General features: G+C 61.1%; 21 protein-coding genes. 9 read left to right on the top strand and 12 right to left on the bottom strand.

Going from position 1 to position 20731, the window contains the following annotated elements:
* Window position 1: 1 nt before the first annotated feature.
* Window positions 2-247 (top strand): DUF7508 domain-containing protein, encoded by a 246-nt coding sequence (locus C482_RS09895; protein WP_006167454.1) that lies wholly within the window; start codon window positions 2-4, stop codon window positions 245-247.
* Between the two features lie 145 nt (window positions 248-392).
* Here C482_RS09895 and C482_RS22655 read toward each other — a convergent pair whose 3' ends face one another.
* Window positions 393-527 (bottom strand): DUF7128 family protein, encoded by a 135-nt coding sequence (locus C482_RS22655; RefSeq protein WP_006167453.1) that lies wholly within the window; start codon window positions 525-527, stop codon window positions 393-395.
* Window positions 528-717: 190 nt separating this feature from the next.
* On the opposite strand from C482_RS22655, the gene C482_RS09885 reads away from it, so the two are divergent.
* Window positions 718-2958 (top strand): AAA family ATPase, encoded by a 2241-nt coding sequence (locus C482_RS09885; protein WP_006167452.1) that lies wholly within the window; start codon window positions 718-720, stop codon window positions 2956-2958.
* A 117-nt stretch (window positions 2959-3075) separates the two neighbouring features.
* On the opposite strand, the gene C482_RS09880 is transcribed toward C482_RS09885, so the two are convergent.
* The 4 genes from C482_RS09880 to C482_RS09865 all read right to left on the bottom strand — a co-directional run bounded on the left by C482_RS09880 (window position 3076) and on the right by C482_RS09865 (window position 9726).
* Window positions 3076-5373: a catalase gene (locus C482_RS09880; protein ID WP_006167451.1), complete on the bottom strand. Its 2298-nt coding sequence runs from the start codon at window positions 5371-5373 to the stop codon at window positions 3076-3078.
* Window positions 5374-5690: 317 nt separating this feature from the next.
* Complete coding sequence (locus C482_RS09875; protein ID WP_006167450.1) at window positions 5691-6356, bottom strand: protein sorting system archaetidylserine decarboxylase; 666 nt, start codon at window positions 6354-6356, stop codon at window positions 5691-5693.
* Window positions 6357-6388: 32 nt separating this feature from the next.
* Entirely contained in the window at window positions 6389-6787 is a 399-nt protein-coding gene (locus tag C482_RS09870; RefSeq protein WP_006167449.1) for a response regulator, read from the bottom strand.
* 74 nt (window positions 6788-6861) lie between these two features.
* A complete protein-coding gene (locus C482_RS09865) occupies window positions 6862-9726 on the bottom strand; it encodes a DEAD/DEAH box helicase (RefSeq protein ID WP_006167448.1) in 2865 nt (954 codons plus the stop codon).
* 261 nt (window positions 9727-9987) lie between these two features.
* On the opposite strand from C482_RS09865, the gene C482_RS09860 reads away from it, so the two are divergent.
* Together C482_RS09860 and C482_RS09855 are read left to right on the top strand one after the other, a co-directional pair.
* A complete protein-coding gene (locus C482_RS09860) occupies window positions 9988-11052 on the top strand; it encodes a hypothetical protein (RefSeq protein WP_006167447.1) in 1065 nt (354 codons plus the stop codon).
* A 93-nt stretch (window positions 11053-11145) separates the two neighbouring features.
* Window positions 11146-11361 (top strand): hypothetical protein, encoded by a 216-nt coding sequence (locus C482_RS09855; protein WP_049896610.1) that lies wholly within the window; start codon window positions 11146-11148, stop codon window positions 11359-11361.
* 26 nt (window positions 11362-11387) lie between these two features.
* Here C482_RS09855 and C482_RS21505 read toward each other — a convergent pair whose 3' ends face one another.
* The gene (locus C482_RS21505; protein ID WP_161605597.1) at window positions 11388-11546 is read right to left on the bottom strand and encodes a hypothetical protein; all 159 of its coding nucleotides are present in this window, start codon (window positions 11544-11546) and stop codon (window positions 11388-11390) included.
* Window positions 11547-12076: 530 nt separating this feature from the next.
* Between C482_RS21505 and C482_RS09845 the strand changes: the two genes are divergently transcribed.
* Window positions 12077-12484 (top strand): hypothetical protein, encoded by a 408-nt coding sequence (locus C482_RS09845; RefSeq protein WP_006167444.1) that lies wholly within the window; start codon window positions 12077-12079, stop codon window positions 12482-12484.
* Window positions 12485-12599: 115 nt separating this feature from the next.
* Window positions 12600-13055, top strand: coding sequence for a hypothetical protein (locus C482_RS09840; RefSeq protein WP_006167443.1), 456 nt, complete (start codon window positions 12600-12602; stop codon window positions 13053-13055).
* Between the two features lie 280 nt (window positions 13056-13335).
* Here the strand turns inward: C482_RS09840 and C482_RS09835 are convergent, their stop codons facing one another.
* Window positions 13336-13689 (bottom strand): thioredoxin family protein, encoded by a 354-nt coding sequence (locus C482_RS09835; protein ID WP_006167442.1) that lies wholly within the window; start codon window positions 13687-13689, stop codon window positions 13336-13338.
* 290 nt (window positions 13690-13979) lie between these two features.
* On the opposite strand from C482_RS09835, the gene glnA reads away from it, so the two are divergent.
* Together glnA and C482_RS09825 are read left to right on the top strand one after the other, a co-directional pair.
* Window positions 13980-15335 (top strand): type I glutamate--ammonia ligase, encoded by a 1356-nt coding sequence (glnA, locus tag C482_RS09830; RefSeq protein WP_006167441.1) that lies wholly within the window; start codon window positions 13980-13982, stop codon window positions 15333-15335.
* A gap of 164 nt (window positions 15336-15499) precedes the next feature.
* The gene (locus C482_RS09825) at window positions 15500-15832 is read left to right on the top strand and encodes a hypothetical protein (protein WP_006167440.1); all 333 of its coding nucleotides are present in this window, start codon (window positions 15500-15502) and stop codon (window positions 15830-15832) included.
* 104 nt (window positions 15833-15936) lie between these two features.
* Here the strand turns inward: C482_RS09825 and C482_RS09820 are convergent, their stop codons facing one another.
* Window positions 15937-16671 (bottom strand): SDR family oxidoreductase, encoded by a 735-nt coding sequence (locus C482_RS09820; RefSeq protein WP_006167439.1) that lies wholly within the window; start codon window positions 16669-16671, stop codon window positions 15937-15939.
* An 84-nt stretch (window positions 16672-16755) separates the two neighbouring features.
* A complete protein-coding gene (locus C482_RS09815; protein WP_006167438.1) occupies window positions 16756-17211 on the bottom strand; it encodes a response regulator in 456 nt (151 codons plus the stop codon).
* Between the two features lie 358 nt (window positions 17212-17569).
* On the opposite strand from C482_RS09815, the gene C482_RS09810 reads away from it, so the two are divergent.
* The gene (locus C482_RS09810; protein ID WP_006167437.1) at window positions 17570-18229 is read left to right on the top strand and encodes a glycerophosphodiester phosphodiesterase; all 660 of its coding nucleotides are present in this window, start codon (window positions 17570-17572) and stop codon (window positions 18227-18229) included.
* Window positions 18230-18241: 12 nt separating this feature from the next.
* On the opposite strand, the gene phaC is transcribed toward C482_RS09810, so the two are convergent.
* From phaC to C482_RS09795, 3 genes are read right to left on the bottom strand one after another with little or no spacing between them, the layout of a single operon-like run.
* Entirely contained in the window at window positions 18242-19645 is a 1404-nt protein-coding gene (gene phaC / locus C482_RS09805) for a class III poly(R)-hydroxyalkanoic acid synthase subunit PhaC (protein ID WP_006167436.1), read from the bottom strand.
* Complete coding sequence (locus C482_RS09800; RefSeq protein ID WP_006167435.1) at window positions 19642-20190, bottom strand: poly(R)-hydroxyalkanoic acid synthase subunit PhaE; 549 nt, start codon at window positions 20188-20190, stop codon at window positions 19642-19644. Before C482_RS09800 ends, phaC begins: the two co-directional genes overlap by 4 nt.
* A gap of 44 nt (window positions 20191-20234) precedes the next feature.
* Window positions 20235-20720 carry a hypothetical protein gene (locus C482_RS09795; RefSeq protein ID WP_006167434.1) on the bottom strand — a complete coding sequence of 162 codons (486 nt, stop codon included), beginning with the start codon at window positions 20718-20720 and terminating at the stop codon, window positions 20235-20237.
* Window positions 20721-20731: the final 11 nt, after the last annotated feature.

The raw sequence follows: 20731 nt of genomic DNA, 5'->3' as shown, positions 1-20731 counted from the left end.
GATGCCACTCCAGAAACCCTGGCAATCGCTCGACCGCGACGCCGTCGCCAGCGCGCCGAATCGTCCCGGGGTCTACGAACTCGGTGACGAGTCGGGAACCGTACTGTCAATTGATCACGGCGTCCTGCGCGACGAACTCAAGACTGTACTCGCCTACGGCGACGGCGAACGCGTCCGCTGGACCGAAACGCACACGCTGGACCAGGCTGGGGAGCTTGCCGACGAGCACCGGGACCGACTCGAGTAGCTTCGGTTGTCGGTTGTCCGTTGTCAGTTGTACATTGTCAGTTGTCGATTCTCCCCGGTCAGTCGTCGCTCTCGGCTGTCGCCCCTAGTAATCGGTTATCGATTATCGGACGTCACCCCTCGCCCGTTACCGACCAGTATCGACCTCACTGAATATAGGTTGGATCCTCTCCGTCACACCGCTTTTCATGCTCTGCGGCGTCTCCCTTCTCGTCGAAGAGCAACCCGCAGGTCTCACACTCGTACCAGGTGGCGTCGTCCCGTTCGGTTTGGACCACCATACCGGAGTTCCAACAGCGACGCCCAAATGCGTTTCTCCGGCATATTGGCCGAAAGCCGCTCTGCGCCAGCGGCCAACACACCGGACAACCAGCCGACTCCTTCAGTCCCAACTCGATCTGACTCGATCTGGGCCGAGTACGCCTCCAGAAGTGGGCAATTCTCAAGACCTCCCAGCGAAAAGAACCGGGTATGAGTGGGTCGGATTCCGACGGCGTCACGCTGTCGGTACGAGCAGCCGAGAAGCGCGACGCTGGCCGCGGCGTCGCCCGCATTCCTGAAATGGCCCGGCGACAGTTGGGCGTCCTGAGTGGCGACACGATCGTCATCGAGGGCGAGAACGGGAAAACGACTGTCGCGAAGATGTGGCCCGCCGACCCGTCGATTCCCGAACGCGCGATCCAGATCGATGGTGACACCCGCGCCAATGCGGGCGTCCACGTCGGCGACACGGTTACCGTTAGCACGAAGGACAAATCCGCAATCCGCGACGCCGAGCGCGTGACGCTGACTGCACCACCGGGACTCACCGCCAGCCAGCGCCAGGTCGCAGAGCACGAAGCCGCTAAGACGCTTCGAAATCGGCCGGTTCGAACCGGTGAGCAGATCCGCGTCGAAGGCGTCGACCAGGACCCCTTCACCGTCGTCGACACGACGCCGGATGGCGACGTTCGGATCACGAGCTCGACGACAGTCCGCATTGCGGGACAGGCCGGCGCTGCCGGCACGAACCAGGCGGGCACCTCGTCCGGGACCAGTGCAACCGACACGGAGTCAACGACCGACTCGAGTGGGGCCACGTCCACGGATCTGGACGGCGCTGTCGAGGCCAGCCCCGACTCGAGTTCCCCCTCCGGCGTCACCTACGAGGACATCGGTGGGCTGGACGAGGAACTCGAGTTGGTCCGCGAGATGATCGAGTTACCGCTCTCGGAGCCGGAACTGTTCCAGCGTCTCGGCGTCGAGCCGCCCTCCGGCGTGCTCCTCTACGGCCCGCCCGGCACCGGAAAGACGCTGATTGCTCGCGCGGTCGCGAACGAGGTCGATGCGCACTTCGTGACGATTTCCGGGCCGGAGATTATGTCGAAGTACAAGGGTGAGTCGGAGGAGCAACTTCGCCAGACCTTCGAAGCAGCGAAGGAGGACGCCCCGACGATCATCTTCTTCGACGAAATCGACTCCATTGCAGGGACGCGAGACGACGATGGCGACGCTGAAAACCGGATCGTCGGCCAGTTGCTGACCTTGATGGACGGGCTCGACGCTCGCGGCGAAGTGATCGTGATCGGCGCGACGAACCGCGTCGACAGTATCGACCCTGCACTCCGACGGGGCGGTCGCTTCGACCGTGAGATTCAGATCGGGGTTCCCGACGAAACGGGCCGGAAGGAGATTATCGAGGTTCACACCCGCGGAATGCCACTCGCAGAGGACGTCAGCGTGGACGCGCTCGCGCGGCGAACGCACGGCTTTGTCGGGGCAGACCTCGACGCTGTTGCGAGCGAGGCGGCGATGGCAGCGATTCGGAGTCGGCCGGCCGACGAGGACGAACTCGCGACGTGGAACCAGAACCCGACGGTGAAAAAGCGCCACTTCGACGAGGCGCTCGCATCGGTCGAGCCCTCGGCGATGCGTGAGTACGTCGCCGAATCACCCGACACGGACTTCGGCAATGTCGGCGGTCTCGAGACCGCAAAGCAGACGCTCCGTGAGTCCGTGGAGTGGCCCCTGACCTACGACAGACTCTTCGAGGTGACGAACACGGAGCCGCCATCGGGCGTCTTGCTGCACGGCCCTCCTGGTACTGGAAAGACGCTGCTCGCCCGCGCGCTGGCCGGTGAGACGGACGTCAACTTCGTCCGCGTCGACGGCCCCGAAATCGTCGACCGCTACGTCGGCGAGAGCGAGAAGGCCATCCGCAAGGTGTTCGAGCGCGCCCGTCAGGCTGCACCCTCGATCGTCTTCTTCGACGAAATCGACGCCATCACCGCCGCACGCGGCGAGGGTCACGAGGTGACCGAACGGGTCGTCTCACAACTGCTCACCGAACTCGACGGCATGCGCGAGAACCCGAACCTCGTCGTGCTCGCGGCGACCAACCGCAAAGACCAGATCGATCCTGCCCTGCTGCGGCCGGGCCGGCTCGACACCCACGTCTACGTCGGCGAACCCGACCGCGCGGCCCGTGAGAAGATCCTCGAGGTCCACGCACGTGGCAAGCCGCTTGGCGACGATGTCGAACTCGAGGAGCTTGCAGGTGAACTCGAGGGCTACACCGGTGCGGACCTAGAGGCACTCGTCAGAGACGCCTCGATGAAGGCGATCCGCGAGGTGGCAGACGAGTACAGTCCCGAAGAAGCGAACCAGCGGGCAGAGCAGGTCGTCGTCGAGCGTCGGCATCTCGAGGCAGCCCGCGAGAACGTGGATATCTAACGCACAGTACTGCTGACGTGCGTTGACTCAACGTCACACTGTTGGCGAGTCTCCGTCCGAGCGCTCCCAAAACGAGAATCAAGGTGCGGGGCTTGCTCGACGGTTCGAGCCGCTATTTTAGGCCGGGACTTCCTCCGGGTCGCGGTTCCAGTGTCGGTGTTGGGCGATTGCGTCGACAAACTCCTCGGCGAACTCGTCTAGATCGTCGCTGCGACAGGTGACGACGCCGGCGTCTGAGACGAGATCGCCATCGTCAGCGATGTCGGTATCCGGCAGGTCGACCGCTTCGACCAGGGCTGCTCCATCGCCAACTGCGCCGATTGGCTTGTAATGTTTGAACGCCTCAGCCACGAAGTGCTTCGGATCGCCCTGCTGGGCCATTGCGTCGACGCTCTCGCTACCGCCAGGGACGAGGACCGCGTCGAACGAAACTGAGGCTGCCGCGACGTGGTGTTTGTCCGCTTCCACCGTCTCACCGTCGGTTCCCGACTTCTCGCCGAGGTGTTTCGAGATTACCTTGACCCGGGCTCCCTCGTCCTCCAGAGCAGATTGAAGCTCCGAGACGTGTTCGTCGTCAAACCCGTCGTCGATCAGCATCGCGATCTTGCGAGTCTCGATTGTGTCCGGGGTCCGATTTTCCATGCTGAGTGATGGGTCTTCCCTGTCATGGTCCGGCATCTCGTCACCGGGCGATTCAGGCGGATCGACGCCGATTCCCTCGGCGACGCGTGTGGCGAACTCGTGGTCCACGTTGTTGAACAGGTCGTAGACCATCCGCTCGCGGATCTCCATGCGGTCGACGTTCCCAAGTTCGAAGTGAGCGGCGTCGACGAGGTTCTGCTTTTCGGGCTCGGACATGCTGTTCCAGAACAGCCGTGCCTGGTCGAAGTGCTCCTCAAAGCTGTCGCTCCGGTTGCGGATCTTCTTGCCATCGATTTTCTCGGCGTAGTGCTCGTAACCGCCTTCTTCCTCGGGGACTTCCTGTGGATCGTCATCATCGATCGAGTTCGGCTTGTAGGTGGCCTTTCCTACGTTGATCTCCTGGCGCATGAAGCCAGCGCGCTGGTTGTTATGCCGTTCGGCGACGGGCCGATTGATCGGGATCTCGTCCCAGTTGGCACTGCCGAAGCGGTTGAGCTGGGTATCCTGGTAGGAGAACAGTCGGCCCTGCAGGAGCGGGTCATTCGAGAAGTCGATGCCGGGGACGACGTTCCCGGGGTGGAACGCGACTTGCTCCACTTCGGCGAAGAAGTTGTCCGGCGTTTCGTTCAGGACCATCTTGCCGATCGGTCGGACCGGGACCTCGGTCTCGGGGACGATCTTCGTCGGATCGAGGACGTCGAAGTCGAACTCTTCGGCCTGTTCCTCGTCGAAGATCTGAACGCCGAGTTCCCACTCGGGGTCGTAGCCTTCCTCGATGACGTCGTAGAGGCCTTTCCGGTTGAAGTCCGAGCTCTTCCCCCAGAGCTTCGTCGTCTCGTCCCAGACGAGTTGGTGGGTACCGAGTTTGGGTGTCCAGTGGAACTTGACGAACTTCGAGTCCCCCTCCTCGTTGACCAGCCGAAAGGTGTGAACGCCAAAGCCCTGCATCATGCGGTAGGCCCGCGGGAGCGCCCGTCCCGAGAGTACCCACATGATCATGTGGGTGATCTCCGGCTTGAGGGAGGCAAAGTCCCAGAACGTGTCGTGGGCCGCCGAGGCCTGCGGAATCGAGTCGTCGGGCTCGGGTTTGATCGCGTGGACCAGGTCGGGAAACTCCATCGCGTCCTGAATGAAGAAGATCGGCATGTTGTTCCCGACAAGGTCCCAGTTGCCGTCCTCCGTGTAGAACTTCGTCGCGAAGCCGCGGACGTCCCTGACAGTGTCGGACGACCCCCGCGAGCCGACAACCGTCGAGAACCGCGTGAACACCGGCGTCTTCTGGTCGGGGTCGGTCAGTACCTTCGCCTTCGTCAACTCCTCGATATCGTTGTACTCGTCGCCTAAGTCCGGATCTTCGTAGGGCTGGAAGTAGCCGTGCGCACCCGTCCCGCGGGCGTGGACCACGCGTTCCGGGATCGACTCGTGGTCGAACTGCGTCATCTTCTCCCGGAAGTGGAAGTCCTCCATAATCGTCGGCCCGCGTTCGCCGGCCTTCAGGGAGTTATCCGTGTCGCTGATCTTGACGCCGTGGTCGCTCGTCAACTCCTCGCCCTCGGAATTCTCGCGAACCTCATCGAGTTGCTCGTGTTTGCTGTTCTCGTCGACCTCACCATCGTGGCTGTCGCTAGTGCCGGACTCACTCGAGCCGGAGCCGCCGTCAGTGACCGGGACTTGGTCTCTGTCTACCGGTTCTTCGTGCTCGTCTGACTGCGTGTGTTCGTGCTCGGTTTCGGTTCCACTGTCTGGCTGATCGTCGTGTGGTGTGTCGGACATATATTCTCGATCTCAAGGGTCCCAGTCTCGTCTGGTACCGATCACGGCTGTCGGTCCGTTCACCTGCTGTCCATCTCTCAGCACTTCTCTATCTACGGGTACCACGGGAGTACGCTGGATCACTGCGGCTCGCCAGCAGGGTCGCATCGCGGCGGTATCGGACCGGCATCGAATGGAACAGGGTGAACTGGATCTACCATGGCTGCGAAACGATACTGTGTCGGCCAGTCGCTCGCCTCCTGTCCATCGACCAGCACCAGCAGAATAAAGCCGAGCCACTACGTTGCAAGCCGGTTCCGAGACGCGGTTCTACCCGGCTACTCGAGTGCCCCGGACTCGAGGAGCACCGTTTCACCGGCGGTCATCGAGTCGCCGGAGTCGACGGCGATGTCGTCGAGGGTGACCGCTGGTGGGAAGAGGACGTCGACACGGCTGCCGAAGGCGATGTGGCCGAGGCGGTCGCCGCGAGCGAGGTCGTCGCCGGGTTGGCGGTAGGGGTGGATGCGGCGGGCGAACGCGCCGGCGATGAAGGTAACGGTACCCGGGCTGTTTGCCGGCAACGGTGTAGAACCAGTGTCGCTGGTGCCGTCCGTGTCGCCGGTGTTGCCGGTCTCGAACTCGACGTGCACCCGTTCGTTCCGATCGGATTCCTTGGAGAAGGCGGGGCGGTTCGCGCCGTCGATGTGTTCTACGCCGGTGACGGTGCCGGCGAAGGGAGCACGGACGACGTGGACGTGCCAGACGTTCATGAAGATACCAAGACGGACGCGCTCGTCTTCCTCGCGAAGCACCGAGACAGTGCCGTCTGCGGGTGCGACGACACCCGATGCCGGCGTTGTCCGCTCGGGATCGCGAAAGAACGCGAGCGTCCCGACGCCGAGTGCGAGCGCGACGGCACTCGCCGTCACGCTGAAAATAAACGCGAACGGTGCAGCGAGAAGGGGAACGAGCGCGTACTTCCACGCTCCCGGCGCGAAGTTCATACGAGTGCTGAGGCCTGCGAGTTGTATGGTCGTTACGGTGCCCTGCTGTCGTGAGCCTCGATTGCCAGCCGAATCCGGTTCGCGAAGACGTTCATCTCACCCGTTGCGTGCGTGCTCTTGCTCACGAACGCCGAGACGCCAGCCGACAGCGCCTCGTCGACCAGTGGCTCGAGTGGGTTCCCCGTAAACAGCACGAACGGTACTGACTCCTCCTCCAGGGAGGCCGCCAGGTCGATCCCCGTCTCGTCTGGCAGTTCGTAACTCGAGACGATGCAGTCAAACGATTGGTCTTCGTTTGCGAGTGTCGCTCGCGTCGCCTCGCCCGTGGTCACGGCGTTGACATCAAAGCCGTGTGCAGATTGCAACGCCGTGCTGACGTGTTCGGTGATGAACTCGCTGTCTTCGACGAGGAGAACGCTGTGAGATGACATCTACTATACCTGTGACACAGGTTTGTCTAATAATTCTTCTTGCAGATTTAGTATTTCTTTCAGACACTTCCGGCTCAGTCCCAGAACGCCTGCGTCCGGGCATACTCTCGCTCTTTCGAGAGAATGTCTCGGTAGAACGCGGTTTCGTCCTCTCGAAGCTTGTTGATGATCTGGGCGGCGTTGTGCGGACCGACGCCGCGGGCTGCCATCGCGATTACGGCCTGCTTGCCGTGACTCTGGACGAGACTCGCGGCCCGAAACGCGCGTTCGGTCATCTCCTCCTGTTCGTCATCCTTCACCGCAGCACGGACCGCCTGGACGACCTCGTCGGCCCACGGGTTCAGTGAGGCGATGCGCGTCGAGCCACATTCGGGGCACTTTGGCTGCTCCTGCACGCGCTTTACCTTCGTCCGGGCCTTCCACTCCGTACAGTGGGTACACAGCAGGATGACACGATCGTCCTGCAGGCGCTCCTTGACCGTCTCGATCACGCCCGCGTCGGCGTTCTCCGGCGCGAGCAGTTCTTTGCCACCGCTGGAGCGACCGCCCTGTCCAACCGGCGTCCGTCCGCGGTGGGTGACGAGTTCGATCTCGCCCGACTGCAGTCCCGCAAGCACTGCTGCCGCTCGCTCGACGTCGAGATCCTCGTGGAACACCTCCCGAATCGCCTCCTCGTACATCGGGGTGTCCTCGAGTGCAGCGAGCAACCGGTCGTTCGAGAGCCGACCCGAACCCTGGCCCTGCCAGCGCTTGAGTGCGCCGAACTTGGCCGAGACCTGCGCCAGGCGGAACGCGAGCGCGTCGGAATTCTTGAGCCCGAGTTCGATGATCGCCTGAACGTGGTCGGGATCCGTCTCTTCGATCACCTCGAGGACGTCGCTCGTTGCGACCGACGTGGGCACCTCGAGTTCGATTCGGTACGGGTCCGTCTCGAGGCCAACCGAGGAGCCGGCACGCTGGCCGAGCAGCGACGAGAGGAGACGACCAAGTGTCTCGTTTGCCATGTGGCCGTAGCAGGCGTTGAGAACGATGGTTCGGCCCTGCCGTTCGAGGACGATCCGGTCGGCGGTTGGCATGGGCATTGACGAGGAGTCCGCGGCGTCGGTGTCGGCGTCAGCATCGATCTGGTACTCGAGTTGCGTGCAGGCCTCGGTCAGGGTGTACTCGTCGCCGGGGTACCGGCCCGAGAGTTCGCGACCGACGGCGCGTGCGTCGGCACCTGCTTCGAACTGGGGTTCGGCGACGGCGCGGATCTCGCCGACCTCCTGTGCGACCGCCGCGGGGACCGGGATTTCCTGGCCGATCCAGGAGGGGACTTCGCCGGCGGGGTCCTCGATCGGACTGACCTTCACGCGGCTCTCGTCGTCGTCGATTTCGGCGATGCGCCACATCTCGCCGCGCTGGATGAATACCTCGCCGGGCTGGGCGAAGTTGACGACGAACCGCTCGTCTAAGGTTCCGATCTGGGAACTCGAGGCGATGTCGTGGACCTCGTAGGTCTCCTCGTCGGGGATCATCGAGAGGTTGGCGTAGACGTACTGCCAGGTGCCCCCGGAGGTTTCGATGCGATCCTCGCCCTCGTCGAACCAGACGATTCGGTTGCGGTGGAGTTCGCCGAGCACCTCGCGGAACGTCTCCAGTTCGAGGTCGCGGAACGGGTATGCCCGGCTGATCGTCTCGTAGGCGTCCCGAACGTGCACTGAGCCGCGGCTGTGAACCAGACCCGGAATCTGATTCGCGACCACATCGAGGCTCCCCTCGTGGATTCGGGCCGGTTCAACCTCGCCATCGCGGGCCCGGCGGGCGATCGACAGCGCCTCGAAGGTGTCGTCCGGCCGGGTCGTGACGATGGTGCCACTCGAAACCTCGTCCCGGCGGTGACCAGCGCGGCCGATCCGCTGGAGCAGTCGGGCGACCTGCCGCGGGCTCTTGTACTGGATTACGTGATCGACACGTCCCACGTCGATCCCGAGTTCCATGGAGGATGTACAGAGCAGGCCGTCGAGTTCGCCCGCCTTGAACCGATCCTCGACGTCGATCCGGGCGTCCTTCGAGAGCGATCCGTGGTGGACGCCGATAGGGAGATCGAGTTCGGTGAATCGCGAGCCGAGCGCTTCTGCGGTCTGGCGCGTATTGACGAAGATGAGCGTGGACTCGTGTTCCTCGACGAGGTCCCGAATCAGTCGGACATGGCTTGCCGTGTCAGCCTCAGTCATCAGCTGCCCAGCGAGTTGCTCGTCTTCTGGCCGGATATCGGGCTGGCAGACGGTCACGTCCACGTTGCTCCCGACATTAATTTCGCGGATCTCACAGCGGCGGCCGCCGGTGAGGAACTGGCCGACCTCGCCCGGGTCGCCGACCGTCGCGGAGAGCCCAATCCGCTGGACGTCGCCGGACAGATCGCGGAGGCGTTCGAGTCCGATCGCGAGCTGTGCGCCACGCTTCGAGGCGGCGAGTTCGTGCACCTCGTCGATGACGACGTGCGAGAGGTCCGCGAGTGCATCGCGGAGGCGGTCACCGGTGAGCATCGCCTGAACGGTTTCGGGCGTCGTGATGAGCACGTCAGGTGGGTTCTCGGCCTGCTTGCTGCGCTGGTAATCCGTGGTGTCGCCGTGGCGAACGTCGACCTCAAGGTCGAGAAACTTGCCCCACCACTCGAGTCGGTCCAGCATGTCGCGGTTGAGTGCCCGCAGCGGGGTGATGTAGAGCGCACCGAACCCCTCCGGACGCTCGTCGACGAGGTCATCGAAGACGGGGAGCATGGCCGTCTCGGTCTTGCCACTCCCGGTCGGGGCAATGACGAGCGTGCTCTCGCCGGCGGCGAGCGGCGGAATCGCCAGCCGTTGTGGTGCCGTCGGGGTCGAGAACCCGCGCTCGGAGAGCGCCCCACGAACAGTCGTTCCGAGATGGGAAAAGGCCGCGACGTCCCCCTCAGTCATGACTCGTTCCTATGAGCGAACGATGCATAAGGGCCACGTTCTGCGCCGCTTAGCACTGTACGGACAGGTATAGGGACAGTCTTCGCTTCTTTGACACCGGTTCGACACTGCGCCAACACCGAGCGTGCTCGTTGTGTTCGAATCGGTCATACCTCTGAAGGCGAACGAAGCTAAACGAAGCCGAACATGTCAGCGGGTATGCGGGCCCTACCCGCTGGTAGGCGGCCTATATCTACGGTCCCTGTTCCGGAATCCCCGGCAATGACACCTCCAAATCGAAGACAGTCATCGATTCCAATTCGTTCGAGACGATCCCTCTCTGCATTCCCACACTCGATCGCGTTCGCCGGCCTCGTGCTACTCGTCGGCGTTGTCATCGCATTGAGTGTCGGCGCAGTCGTCGGCGCGAGTGCGAGTGCAGATGCAGATGCAGATCAGCCGGTACCAGCGGTACAAGAGAGCGAGACTGACGAGGCGACGGTGTACGTCTCTGAAGAGGCTGTCGTCGAACCAGTTCCTGAAGCGGATGAACTCTACTTCGAACAGGAAGATCCGGATGGCGAGTGGATCAGCTACGTTAACCCGCGCGATGAGTACCGGATGCCCTATCTTGGCGATGGCTCCGGAAAGATGTGCGTGACGCTGTTGAACGAGGCCGGCCAACCCGTCGAGGGCAATTCCATCCCCGGCACGACTGTCACAGTGCCGACCGGCGATTCACTATCCTGGCACGACGATATCGATCCGTTCGTCGTCGACTACCCACTGGCCGAGAACTACAACCGACCGCTCGACGCCGACCAGTTCGGCACCCGCGCTGACCTTCCACAGGGTGACGGCTACCTCGACTCCCACTGCTTCGAGTGGCATGGCCTCCCCGAGGACGAGACCGTTGAGTACGGTGAGGCACAGATTGAGGGACCACACGCGGACCAGATTGACCTCGTCGGCTACATCGAGCGCCCACACGAAGCCTGGGACACTGATATCGACCCACTCGAGTCGGCCGTCGCCTACGAGGAGGCCGGCGGTGGCTGGACCTACCACCCTGACGGCTCGCACGGACAGCTGGTCGTCGTCCTCCAGCTCGACGGTGACGCCGACATTCCGGTCGATCCGGACGAAGAAATCGGTGACGCAGCTGCCGATGCCGGTGGTGGCGCAGACGAGAATACGGACGATAGTGCCGACGACTCGACCGGTGACGAGGCCGGCGAGTCGAACGGAACAGACGACGACGCGACCGACACCGTGCCCGGGTTCGGCGTCTTGTCGGTGCTCGTCGCGCTCAGCGCGCTGTTGATTGCCGCCCTCAGACGGCCCTGAGAGAGCGCACAGTGGCTGCTCGCATCAATGCCCCGTCTCGCGTTCGTTGCTCGAACCAACGAACCTATCACGGTTGCCACGAGACTGCCGACAATGACGACTGACGACACGGACGCCCCGCAGGTTCCGATCGTCTGTAGCGCCTGTGAGACGACCTCACGCGTGCCGCTCTCGGGTGTCGCCAACGCAGTTGCGCGCCACAACGACCAGCTTCACGACGGCGAGGAGATCGCACAGGTCGATCCCGACATTGCTGATCAGATCGCCGATCTGGTCGCGACCGAACTCGGCCTGCTCGAGGACTCGTAGCGTCCTCGAACGGACTGCCTGTCCCTTCACCGCCGAAACAGTGCGCCGTGGAGCCAACGAGTCAGTGCGGACAGCCGTGCTCGGAGCCCCGACTCGCTACCGGTGTCGTCCGTCGATCGAGTCGTTACGCGTCCTTCTTCGTCCGGTTGGTCGTCCACTCGTACGTCGGGTCGTTTCGAATCCATAGCGCATCTCGTTGCCCCGCGGAGACGAGTCCGCGGCTTGAGATCGAAACCCGTGCGGTCATTTCGGAGAAGCACCTACAGCCGACTACGAGCGGGGCCGGTGACTGACTGGCTAGCAGCACGATCACAGCGCGCTCGAACCGGCCGTTTCCGTCACGGTCGTGCCTCAGTACGGCGCTTTCGATGTCCCATGTCCCGAACAACATACACGTGTCAGTGTGGTGCTCGCCTGCAGTACAGACAGGACCTTCAGAAGGAGTCGGGAACGGTCTCACGAAGCTGGAGGTGCACGGACTGTGGAACGCCAGTTCCGAGCACAGTCGCTGAGCGAATCTCTCACCAGCATCCATCGTGACCGTATTCGTACTGGACGAGTTCGTGGTCTTCTCCGTCTCTCGATCACTCCCTTCTGTCTGTCCTCACGCACAGAGTATCCCCGCAGAGAACCAGTAAGACGAGAAAACCTTCACACGACTGTGGCGATAATTCAGTGGGAAGGTTTATGAGTAATTACTCTGCTTTCGAAGGGTATGGCACAGGATGATGCTGATGTGGTACGAAACGAACACAACCCGCTGGAACAGCCAGCACAGGGCAGCTACCCCGAAACACCAGCGGCGACTGCCGAACCCTCCCCGGCGACCATCGTCGCAACAGGCGACCCCGACGGCTCCGATCGAACGCTGACGATCATCGGCCGCGGTGTCCCGACGATTTTCGAGATTACGGTTGAGGGACGCATCGAAGGCTGTGACGCAGCGACGACGACCGACACCTCCGTGCTCTCCGGATCAACGGTTGAAGGAACCATCGAAGACGGCACCGTCGAGTTCGAGTTTACCGGTGACCTGACCGACGTCACCTTCGTTGACCGCGGTATCACCGGCCTTTCGCCGAGTGCCGCACCGCACGTTCACGTCGACTACAGTACCAGCTGAGCGAGCCGCGGGCGTACACGGTGTCAGCACCCTCCAGAAGCCGCCTCTGGCCACCTGTCACCGTCACACTCGTCCAATCAATTCCTTCTTGGAGCACGAACGAGTACTGCCAACTATGACTGTAGCCGGAGACGGCGATGGCGATGGTACTGGCAATGGAGATGGAAATCGCACCGAAACCAAACCGACTGACGCAGCCAACGCTACCGACACCGACGACACCGCCGACAACACCGATGCAGACTGGATCGACCCAGTCGACGAAACGGTACTCGAGTACATGGGCCGCGAAGAGTACTTCTCCCCCGATCAGATTGCAGCTGAAGACGTCTGTCGTGGTCCCCATGCGGCCTATCGCTGTCGCGAACTCACCAAGCGCGGACTGCTGACGAAGCATATGCCTGGCGTCTACGATATCACAGACCTCGGCGAGCAGGTGCTCGCGGGCGAGGTCGAGTTGGCTGAACTCGGTGATGATGATGAGGGTGTGGAGGGGACCACTGAGGACGGTGCTGACGGTGCGGACCGTGAAGATGAGTCGGACACAAGCGGTGCTGATTCTGCGGAGTGAGTCGGCAGAAAAACGGATACTGACACTGTAGTCGGGGTTGGTGGTGCTGTTGTCGCTGCTGTTGTGGTTGTTGCTGAGGTTTTGCTGCTGCTGAATGGTTGCTGCCGCTGAGGTTGCTGATACCGTGCTGCTGGTGCTGTTCACCAGACTGTTGAACCAGCCGAGGCTGCCGATAGAACGAGCGGGCCGACGTGGACGAAGCTGCCGACAGCAGCACTGAAACCGACACTCGCGACGACTAACCCAACCAGTTCTCTCAGTTCGTTTCCGAGGCGTTCCGCTACGCGCCCTCGTTCACCGCAGGCGCGTGCGTCTCGAGAAGCGCAGTCACTTCGTCACCGCCAAGGAATCCATCCGCACGGCTCGCTACTTGCTCTCCCTCGTGAAACACCACGAGCTTCGGCACCGACCGAACGTCGAACCGCTCGACCAGTTCGGGATCGTCTCTCGGATTCAGCATCCCGACGGGTACTCCCGTCGACCGTGCGACGTTGCCGAGCACCGGCTCCATCGCCTGACACAGCGAGCACCCCTTCGTGTACAACTCGACGAGACACGTTTCGTGACTCGCGACGAAGGACTCGAGTGCGTCGCCGTCGTCGAGGTCGACTGGGGTGGGTGTGTGGTCGTTCATACTGGGACGTAGGGCTGACGTGCGAAACAAGTGACGACTAGCTCGGGTTGTCCGTGGTCCGCATCGGTGCTCGTGTGACACCAGTCTGGACCACGACCTGTTGATCATGTTGCTTCTATCCATGACACACGTTCTTCCACTCGGGGTGCAAGTGTTGCCCCTCAAGTATCGCACTCTTTACTAAGGCAACTCATGAGTGGACAATTGGCCACTATTCAATCAATCACAGTATATTCGCCCACAACAATAGAGTTTTAGTGGTGGATGTGGTTGTCTGAGTCGAATAGAAGATGACAGATGGGAACCTGACCTCAACGGAAGAATCGGTACTGGAGAAAATCGAATCGGAAGACGTCGACTTCCTCCGATTACAGTTTACGGACATCCTGGGAACGGTCAAGAACGTCTCCGTTCCGGCCCGTCAGACCGAGAAGGCGTTCACGGAGGGCATCTACTTCGACGGCTCCTCGATCGAAGGCTTCGTCCGCATTCAGGAGTCGGACATGCGACTCAAGCCGGACCCGGAAACGTTCGCGATTCTCCCGTGGCGCAACGACGAGAATAGCGCAGCAGCCCGGATGATCTGTGATGTCTACGACACCTCGACGGGCGAACCGTTCGAGGGTGATCCACGCCGCGTGCTGAAGGATGCACTCGAGCGCGCCAAGGAGATGGGCTACACGGTCAACGCCGCACCCGAACCGGAGTTCTTCCTCTTCGAGGAGGACGAGGAGGGGCGTGCAACAACGAAAACGAACGACGCCGGCGGGTACTTCGACCTCGCACCGAAAGACCTCGCAAGCGACGTTCGCCGCGACATTATCTACGGACTCGAGAGCATGGGCTTCGAGGTCGAAGCGAGCCACCACGAGGTCGCAGAGGGCCAGCACGAGATCAACTTCGAGTACGACGACGCGCTGACGACCGCGGACAACGTTGGAACGTTCCGTACGGTCGTCCGCGCGATCGCCGCCCAGCACGACTACCACGCGACGTTCATGCCGAAGCCGATCCCGAAGATCAACGGCTCGGGCATGCACACTCATCTTTCGCTCTTCACCGAGGACGGCGAGAACGCCTTCCACGACGGCGACGACGAGTTCGACCTGAGCGACGAGGCTCGTGCGTTCACCGCTGGTATTCTCGAGCACGCACCCGCCATCACGGCGGTCGCGAACCCGACGGTCAACAGCTACAAGCGCCTTGTGCCGGGCTACGAAGCGCCGGTGTACGTCGCCTGGTCGGACCGCAACCGTTCGTCGCTCATCCGCAAACCGGCCGCCCGCGTGCCCGCTGCCTCGCGCGTCGAACTGCGCTCACCCGACCCGTCCTGTAACCCGTACCTCGCTATTGCCGTTATGATCCACGCCGGACTGAACGGCATCGAGAACGATCTCGACTGTCCAGACCCAGTGCGCGAGAACATCTACGAGTTCGACGAGCAGAAGCGCGAGGAGTACGGTATCGAAACGCTGCCGTCGAATCTCGGCGAAGCCGTTGACGCCTTAGAGGAGGACGAGGAGATCTACAACGCACTCGGCGAACACGTCGGGGCGAAGTTCGTCGAGGCAAAGCGCCAGGAGTTCGAAGAGTACCTGATCGATGTCTCCCAGTGGGAACTCGACCGCTATCTCGAGACGTTCTGAGCCGCTCCCGGCGGCCTGATTTCGAGGTGATCTCTGTGCCCTGTGGCGTTCGGCTCTGTGGCACTTGATCTACTGTTCCTTTCGAACCAGAACCGGGCTATGACCGAATCGAGATCGGAGACTGTTTTGGGCTCGTACTCCCACTCACCGGTGAGAGCAAACCTGTGACTGAACGCGACCCCACTCCCCCGCAGCCACCAGCAGCACTCGACGATGGACTCGTCGAGGCACTCGAGACGCAGGACAGCGAGACGTTGTTGTCGGTCGCAGAGTACGCGCTGTCGCTTGCCGAGTGGAAGGAATCATTAGCTGCTGATGAGGCGTCCCCGTCCACGTCTCAGCAGCCATCGCCGGAGTCGTCCTCGGAGTCGCCGCCATCCGTTCCAGACCGTGCAGTCGTCTCTGTGGTCGAGATTGCAGGCGAACGATACCGATACTACCAGTGGCGCGAAGGTGACGAAATCAGATCGGAAACCGAACGACTGGCGGACGAGTAACTGCAGCCGAGAAGACAGTTGGCTCATACGGCTGTTATCGCGTATGACCGGAGGTTCCCGCCCTCAGCGGAGCGATCACTGGCACGGAACTACCACGGACCGTCTCAGGCCTCGCCGTACACCGGCACCGCAGCCCCGCTCGTGGCTGTCGCCTCATCACTGCAGAGAAACGCCATCATGGACGCGATTTCGGCGGGATCGACCCACGAGTCATGATCTGCGTCGGCCATCATCTCGCGATTCATCGGCGTATCGATCACGCTCGGGAGGACGCAGTTCGCCCGAACGGTGCCCCGATTCTCCGCCGCGAGCGTCTCGGTAAGCAGCTTGATCCCTGCTTTCGTGATCCGATAGGGGCCGTCGCCCTCGCCGCCCTCGAGTGCTGCACGAGCGCTGACACTGACGATCGAGCCCTCGCTGTCCTGCAGGTATGGGAGCGCATATTTCGACATGAGGAACGCCGATTTCAGGTTGACATCGAGCAACAGTTCGAACTCGTCGAGATCGGTGTCCTCGATGGGGTCGCCGCCACGCCAGGTGCCGGCGATGTTCAGCAGGTGATCGATTCGGCCGTGGTCGTCGATAATCTGTGTGACCACGGCAGAGACGTCCGCCTCGTCGGTCAGATTCGCCTCGTAGAAGTCCAGCCCTGACGTTTCGGATGGCTCCTGCTCGAGCAGACTGTCCTCGTCGTCGGGCGTGACAATATCGACTGCACAGACGGTCGCGCCGTCTGCACGGAACCGCTCGACGACGGCGCTTCCGAGAGCGCCGCTCGCACCGGTGACGATTGTGACGCTATCCGTGAAGTCGAAGTCGGCGGTGTGCTGTGGCGACATAGAACAGACTCCAACGAGTGACCCGATCAATCTAGGTGGCGGTTCTCGGCTCGGCTGGCTCGATCTCTCCCACCTTCTCGATGCCTACCTCGGCCCAGAGATCGGCGGCAACAGCACGTGTTCGAACCAGAACTCCGCGACCGCCTCCGCAAGCGAGTAAAACGCATCCGGTTCTGCGGGCTTGGTCAGATACGCGTTTGCAGACAGTTCGTAACTGCGCTGTACGTCCTCACCCGTCCCCGAACTCGTCAGGACGATTACCGGTAGCCGAACGAGCGACGCATCCTCACGGATCGTCTCGAGGAGCGCGTGGCCGTTGACGCCCGGCAGATCGAGGTCCAACAACACGAGCGCTGGCAACTCGGTGCTCTTATCGGCCACTCGAACGGAGAGCTCCTCGAGTGCAGTCTCCCCATCAGTGACGACCGTGAACGTCAGTTCGACGGGCAATTGCCCGAAGGCGTTACGGATGCGGTCTCTGTCTGTCGGATCGTCTTCGACTAGGAGGACATCGAACGGTTCCGCCCGTCGACTACTCATTGCAGCCACCGTTGCCTCGGGGACGTTGCTACTCGTCGACGACACATCGCTGGAAACACGTAAGAGAGAATTCTCAGCCGATCTGTTTAAACGTAGGTGCTAAACGGTTTGGATAGTCGACTGTTTGTGGTCACTCAAACAGTGTTCCTTGAGCGAGACTCCAAAACGTGCTCGCCTAGCTGTTCGGATGTCGGTAGCATCGCCTGTCGGAGAGGTAGCAAGACTGCTGTCCGGAGTACTGCACAAACAGCACTCGAGTACCGACAGAGACGATCCCGACACCATCGGACACGGGTATCCACTCACCTGACCCGCCGGACGTGACACTGAAGCCACTGGCCACCATCAACCGGATCGAATGCGACTAATCGCCCACCGCGGTTTCGCTGCGACGGCTCCCGAGAACACCATCACTGCCATCCAGTCTGCCGCCGAGTACGCCGACGCCGTCGAATTCGACGTTCGACGCTGCGGCTCGGGCGAACTCGTCGTTATCCACGACGAGACGATCGACCGCGTTACGGGCGGCGTCGCTACCGTCGCAGAGAGTAGCCTTGCCGACCTCAAAACACACACCGTACTCGAGTCCGGCGAGCGAATTCCAACCCTTGAGGAGATGCTCGGGGCCGTTCCGCCCGGGGTTGAAGTCAATCTTGAGATGAAGGAACTGGGTATCGCCGCTGACGTGCTCAATGCACTCGACAGCGTCGAGAATCGCGTGGTGACGACATCGTTTCTTGCGCCGGAGTTGCGGACGATCCGCGAACTGGATGCGAGTCAGCCGATGGGATTGCTCGTCAGCCGACGACTCGAGATGCCGGTGACGACGGCGGTCGAACTCGACTGTGACGTGATCGGGGCGAACTACTGGCGCTGTTTGACGACCCAGTTGGTGCCGCGAGCGAAGGCGGTAGACCTCGAGATTCATGCGTGGTCGATCGAGCGGCGACTGACTGCGATGTTGTTGGGATTTCGTGGCGTGGATTGTGTTTCGGCGGATCGACCAATTCAGGTGTAGTTTTCCCACTCATTAGTGCTCCTGTGCCTGTTCGATCCAGTCGTTGATCCGACTCGGGGAAATCCCTGTTTCGGCAGCGAGTTCTGCTGTATCGGCGGACGCGAGTTGGTTGATTGTCTCAATGCCGGCCGCGGCGAGTTCGCCGGCATAGACTGTTCCGACGCCGTTCAGTTCGGTGAGATCGGTGACTTCGGATTCGTTCTTAGATGCGATGTCTTGGTTAGTAACTTCCACCACGTCAGGACCAGATTCGTCGCCGGTTACGTCTTCAGCGAGTGCGGCGTCTGCTTCCTTGGGGGCTGGTGTCTCTGGTTCAGTTTCGATGTCTGTGTCGCTCGAACGCTCTTCAAACCACTCGCAGACCGCAGGCCAGAGCTCGGCGTGACTCTGGGAGGAAACTGACATGCCGATGTGCCCCGTTGTGAACTCGATAATCTCGGTATCTTCCGAGGGAATCTCGTCGTTGAACGGTTTCGATGCCTCGGGTGGGACGAGGTGGTCGTACTCCGCAACGATCTGGAGAACTGGCATGTCGATATTGGTGATGTCGACGTGGTCGCCGTGGAGGTACAGTTCGTTGTTTATCAGCTTGTTATCCTGATAGATGTCTTCGATGAACTCCTTGTAGGTGGTGCCCGCGACATCGATTCCCTCGCTGAGCCATCGCTCCATTCGGGCGAAGTTCTCGACGAAATCTTCGTCCGCCATGTTGTCGTAGAACCGAACGTATTTTGTCACGTTATTCGCGACTGGGTCCATTAGTTCGAAACCACGGTCTAGAAACGCTGCGGGGACGTTATCGAAGGCTTCTGTAACCTGTTCTGGATCGTAGTAGTCTTCATCTCCCCAGAGTTCTAGAATACCACCGTCGCCGTCGAAACACAGTCCCGACGCCATCAGGGCGAGGTTCTTTACCTTCTCTGGATAGAGGGCGGCGTACATTGCCGACTTCGTGCCGCCCATACAGTAGCCGAGGATATTGATCTCGTCCTGACCGGAACGTTCGCGGACGACGTTGACGCAATTGTCGATGTAGCGGTTGACGTAGTCATCGAGCGTCAGCGATCGATCGAGTGTGGACGGTTCTCCCCAATTGATCAGGTAGACATCGAACCCGTTCTCGAGCAGCGTCCGGACCACTGAACGGTCCGGCTGAAGGTCGAGAATGTAGGGTTTGTTGATCAGTGCGTAGACGATGAGGATCGGCACGTCGTGCTGTTCCTCTGTCACCGGCTTGTAGTGAAGAAGTTCGAGCTTGTTCTCTTCGTAAACGACCTCGCTCGGCGTTTGACCGACGTCGATATTCTTGATCGTCTCGGTTCGTTCAGGGGTGATCTGAACCTTCTCCGCCAGATCGGCGGCACCTTCCCAGGCCTGCCGTTGTATATCCAGCGCGATCGAATACGGGTTCTTCATTGCTCGTCTTCTACGTGTTCGAGGACACGGTCAAGTTTTGTCTCGACAGCGTGTTGACGGCGTTCGAGTTCGACGAGTCGGTCACCGACTTCGGCGATGTCATCTTCGGTTGCGAAACCGAGCATCCGAAGGGTCTCCTGTGAGGCCTCGTCGGCCTGCTGCTGGAGTTCGAGTACGTCTCCGACTGCCTCGCCAGTCATCTTGGCAAATTCGGTCGTCGACATAACATCCTTGAACGCCTCGTTAGCCGTGTTGAGCCAGATGTCACGGAATTCCTCAAACTCGACATCCTCACCTTCGAACGTGTCGTTCATCCGGTCGACCATTTGCTTCGATGCGCTCATCCATGTCTCGTAGGCGCGAGCGTAACCCTCGATATCGTCGGAGATTTCGTTGTCGTCGCTGACTGTGTCAACTGCGTCACACCAGCTTTCGACGAACTGGGCCTGGGCTTCCATATTGTTCTCGAATTCCTCGAGGAACTGTTCGTTCCACTGTTCGGCGAATGCGCTCCAGTCCTGTTCTGGATATTGCGAATCAGACATTGTTTCTAATCGGGAGTGGATGAAGGTGTGATTTCGACTCAATTCTATGGTGAAGCGTCGAACTCCTCGGTAGCCTCCTCGACGCTTTCGGCAGCGACTGTCATGTTTTGCGCAACCTGCTCGTGAACCTCGATGAACGCCTCGAAGGAGTTGTCGACGGCCTCCGAATAGGAAGCTGTAAACTCATCGTAGGCTGTTTCTGATTCCCTGAGTGCCTCGACGGCAACCTCGAGCGACTGCAACTGAGCGTCAGTGGCAGAGTCGACGCCTTCATCAACGAGTTCGCTGAGATCGTCGAATTCAACCGTGTCTTCCGGTACGGACGCCTCGAGTGCGTTAAAGTACGCATGGATGACTCCCTTAGTAAGCTCGGCGTTAGACTCGACGAGCGCGTTCGAGTTCTCGACGGCGTTGGCGAACGCGCCAATGGAGGCCTGTTGGGCCTCGATGGCGTCGTGCGCCATGTTCTGGCTGTGTTTGATTGCAGTGCGCTGTGCGTCAAAGACCGTACTGAAGGGGTTTTGTGTCATGATTGTGACTC

Origin of the sequence: Natrialba chahannaoensis JCM 10990, assembly GCF_000337135.1 — an archaeon.
In the GTDB taxonomy this organism is placed as follows: domain Archaea; phylum Halobacteriota; class Halobacteria; order Halobacteriales; family Natrialbaceae; genus Natrialba; species Natrialba chahannaoensis.
The sequence above is the reverse complement of the archived record's forward strand: the minus strand, read 5'-3'. Positions and strand labels throughout refer to the sequence as shown.

Bases quoted from the DNA above. Each gene is read 5' to 3' on its own strand.
- C482_RS09895 (WP_006167454.1), top strand. From the start codon at position 2: ATGCCACTCCAGAAACCCTGGCAATCGCTCGACCGCGACGCCGTCGCC.
- C482_RS22655 (WP_006167453.1), bottom strand. From the start codon at position 527: ATGGTGGTCCAAACCGAACGGGACGACGCCACCTGGTACGAGTGTGAG.
- C482_RS09885 (WP_006167452.1), top strand. From the start codon at position 718: ATGAGTGGGTCGGATTCCGACGGCGTCACGCTGTCGGTACGAGCAGCC.
- C482_RS09880 (WP_006167451.1), bottom strand. From the start codon at position 5,373: ATGTCCGACACACCACACGACGATCAGCCAGACAGTGGAACCGAAACC.
- C482_RS09875 (WP_006167450.1), bottom strand. From the start codon at position 6,356: ATGAACTTCGCGCCGGGAGCGTGGAAGTACGCGCTCGTTCCCCTTCTC.
- C482_RS09870 (WP_006167449.1), bottom strand. From the start codon at position 6,787: ATGTCATCTCACAGCGTTCTCCTCGTCGAAGACAGCGAGTTCATCACC.
- C482_RS09865 (WP_006167448.1), bottom strand. From the start codon at position 9,726: ATGACTGAGGGGGACGTCGCGGCCTTTTCCCATCTCGGAACGACTGTT.
- C482_RS09860 (WP_006167447.1), top strand. From the start codon at position 9,988: ATGACACCTCCAAATCGAAGACAGTCATCGATTCCAATTCGTTCGAGA.
- C482_RS09855 (WP_049896610.1), top strand. From the start codon at position 11,146: ATGACGACTGACGACACGGACGCCCCGCAGGTTCCGATCGTCTGTAGC.
- C482_RS21505 (WP_161605597.1), bottom strand. From the start codon at position 11,546: ATGGATTCGAAACGACCCGACGTACGAGTGGACGACCAACCGGACGAA.
- C482_RS09845 (WP_006167444.1), top strand. From the start codon at position 12,077: ATGGCACAGGATGATGCTGATGTGGTACGAAACGAACACAACCCGCTG.
- C482_RS09840 (WP_006167443.1), top strand. From the start codon at position 12,600: ATGACTGTAGCCGGAGACGGCGATGGCGATGGTACTGGCAATGGAGAT.
- C482_RS09835 (WP_006167442.1), bottom strand. From the start codon at position 13,689: ATGAACGACCACACACCCACCCCAGTCGACCTCGACGACGGCGACGCA.
- glnA (WP_006167441.1), top strand. From the start codon at position 13,980: ATGACAGATGGGAACCTGACCTCAACGGAAGAATCGGTACTGGAGAAA.
- C482_RS09820 (WP_006167439.1), bottom strand. From the start codon at position 16,671: ATGTCGCCACAGCACACCGCCGACTTCGACTTCACGGATAGCGTCACA.
- C482_RS09815 (WP_006167438.1), bottom strand. From the start codon at position 17,211: ATGAGTAGTCGACGGGCGGAACCGTTCGATGTCCTCCTAGTCGAAGAC.
- C482_RS09810 (WP_006167437.1), top strand. From the start codon at position 17,570: ATGCGACTAATCGCCCACCGCGGTTTCGCTGCGACGGCTCCCGAGAAC.
- phaC (WP_006167436.1), bottom strand. From the start codon at position 19,645: ATGAAGAACCCGTATTCGATCGCGCTGGATATACAACGGCAGGCCTGG.
- C482_RS09800 (WP_006167435.1), bottom strand. From the start codon at position 20,190: ATGTCTGATTCGCAATATCCAGAACAGGACTGGAGCGCATTCGCCGAA.
- C482_RS09795 (WP_006167434.1), bottom strand. From the start codon at position 20,720: ATGACACAAAACCCCTTCAGTACGGTCTTTGACGCACAGCGCACTGCA.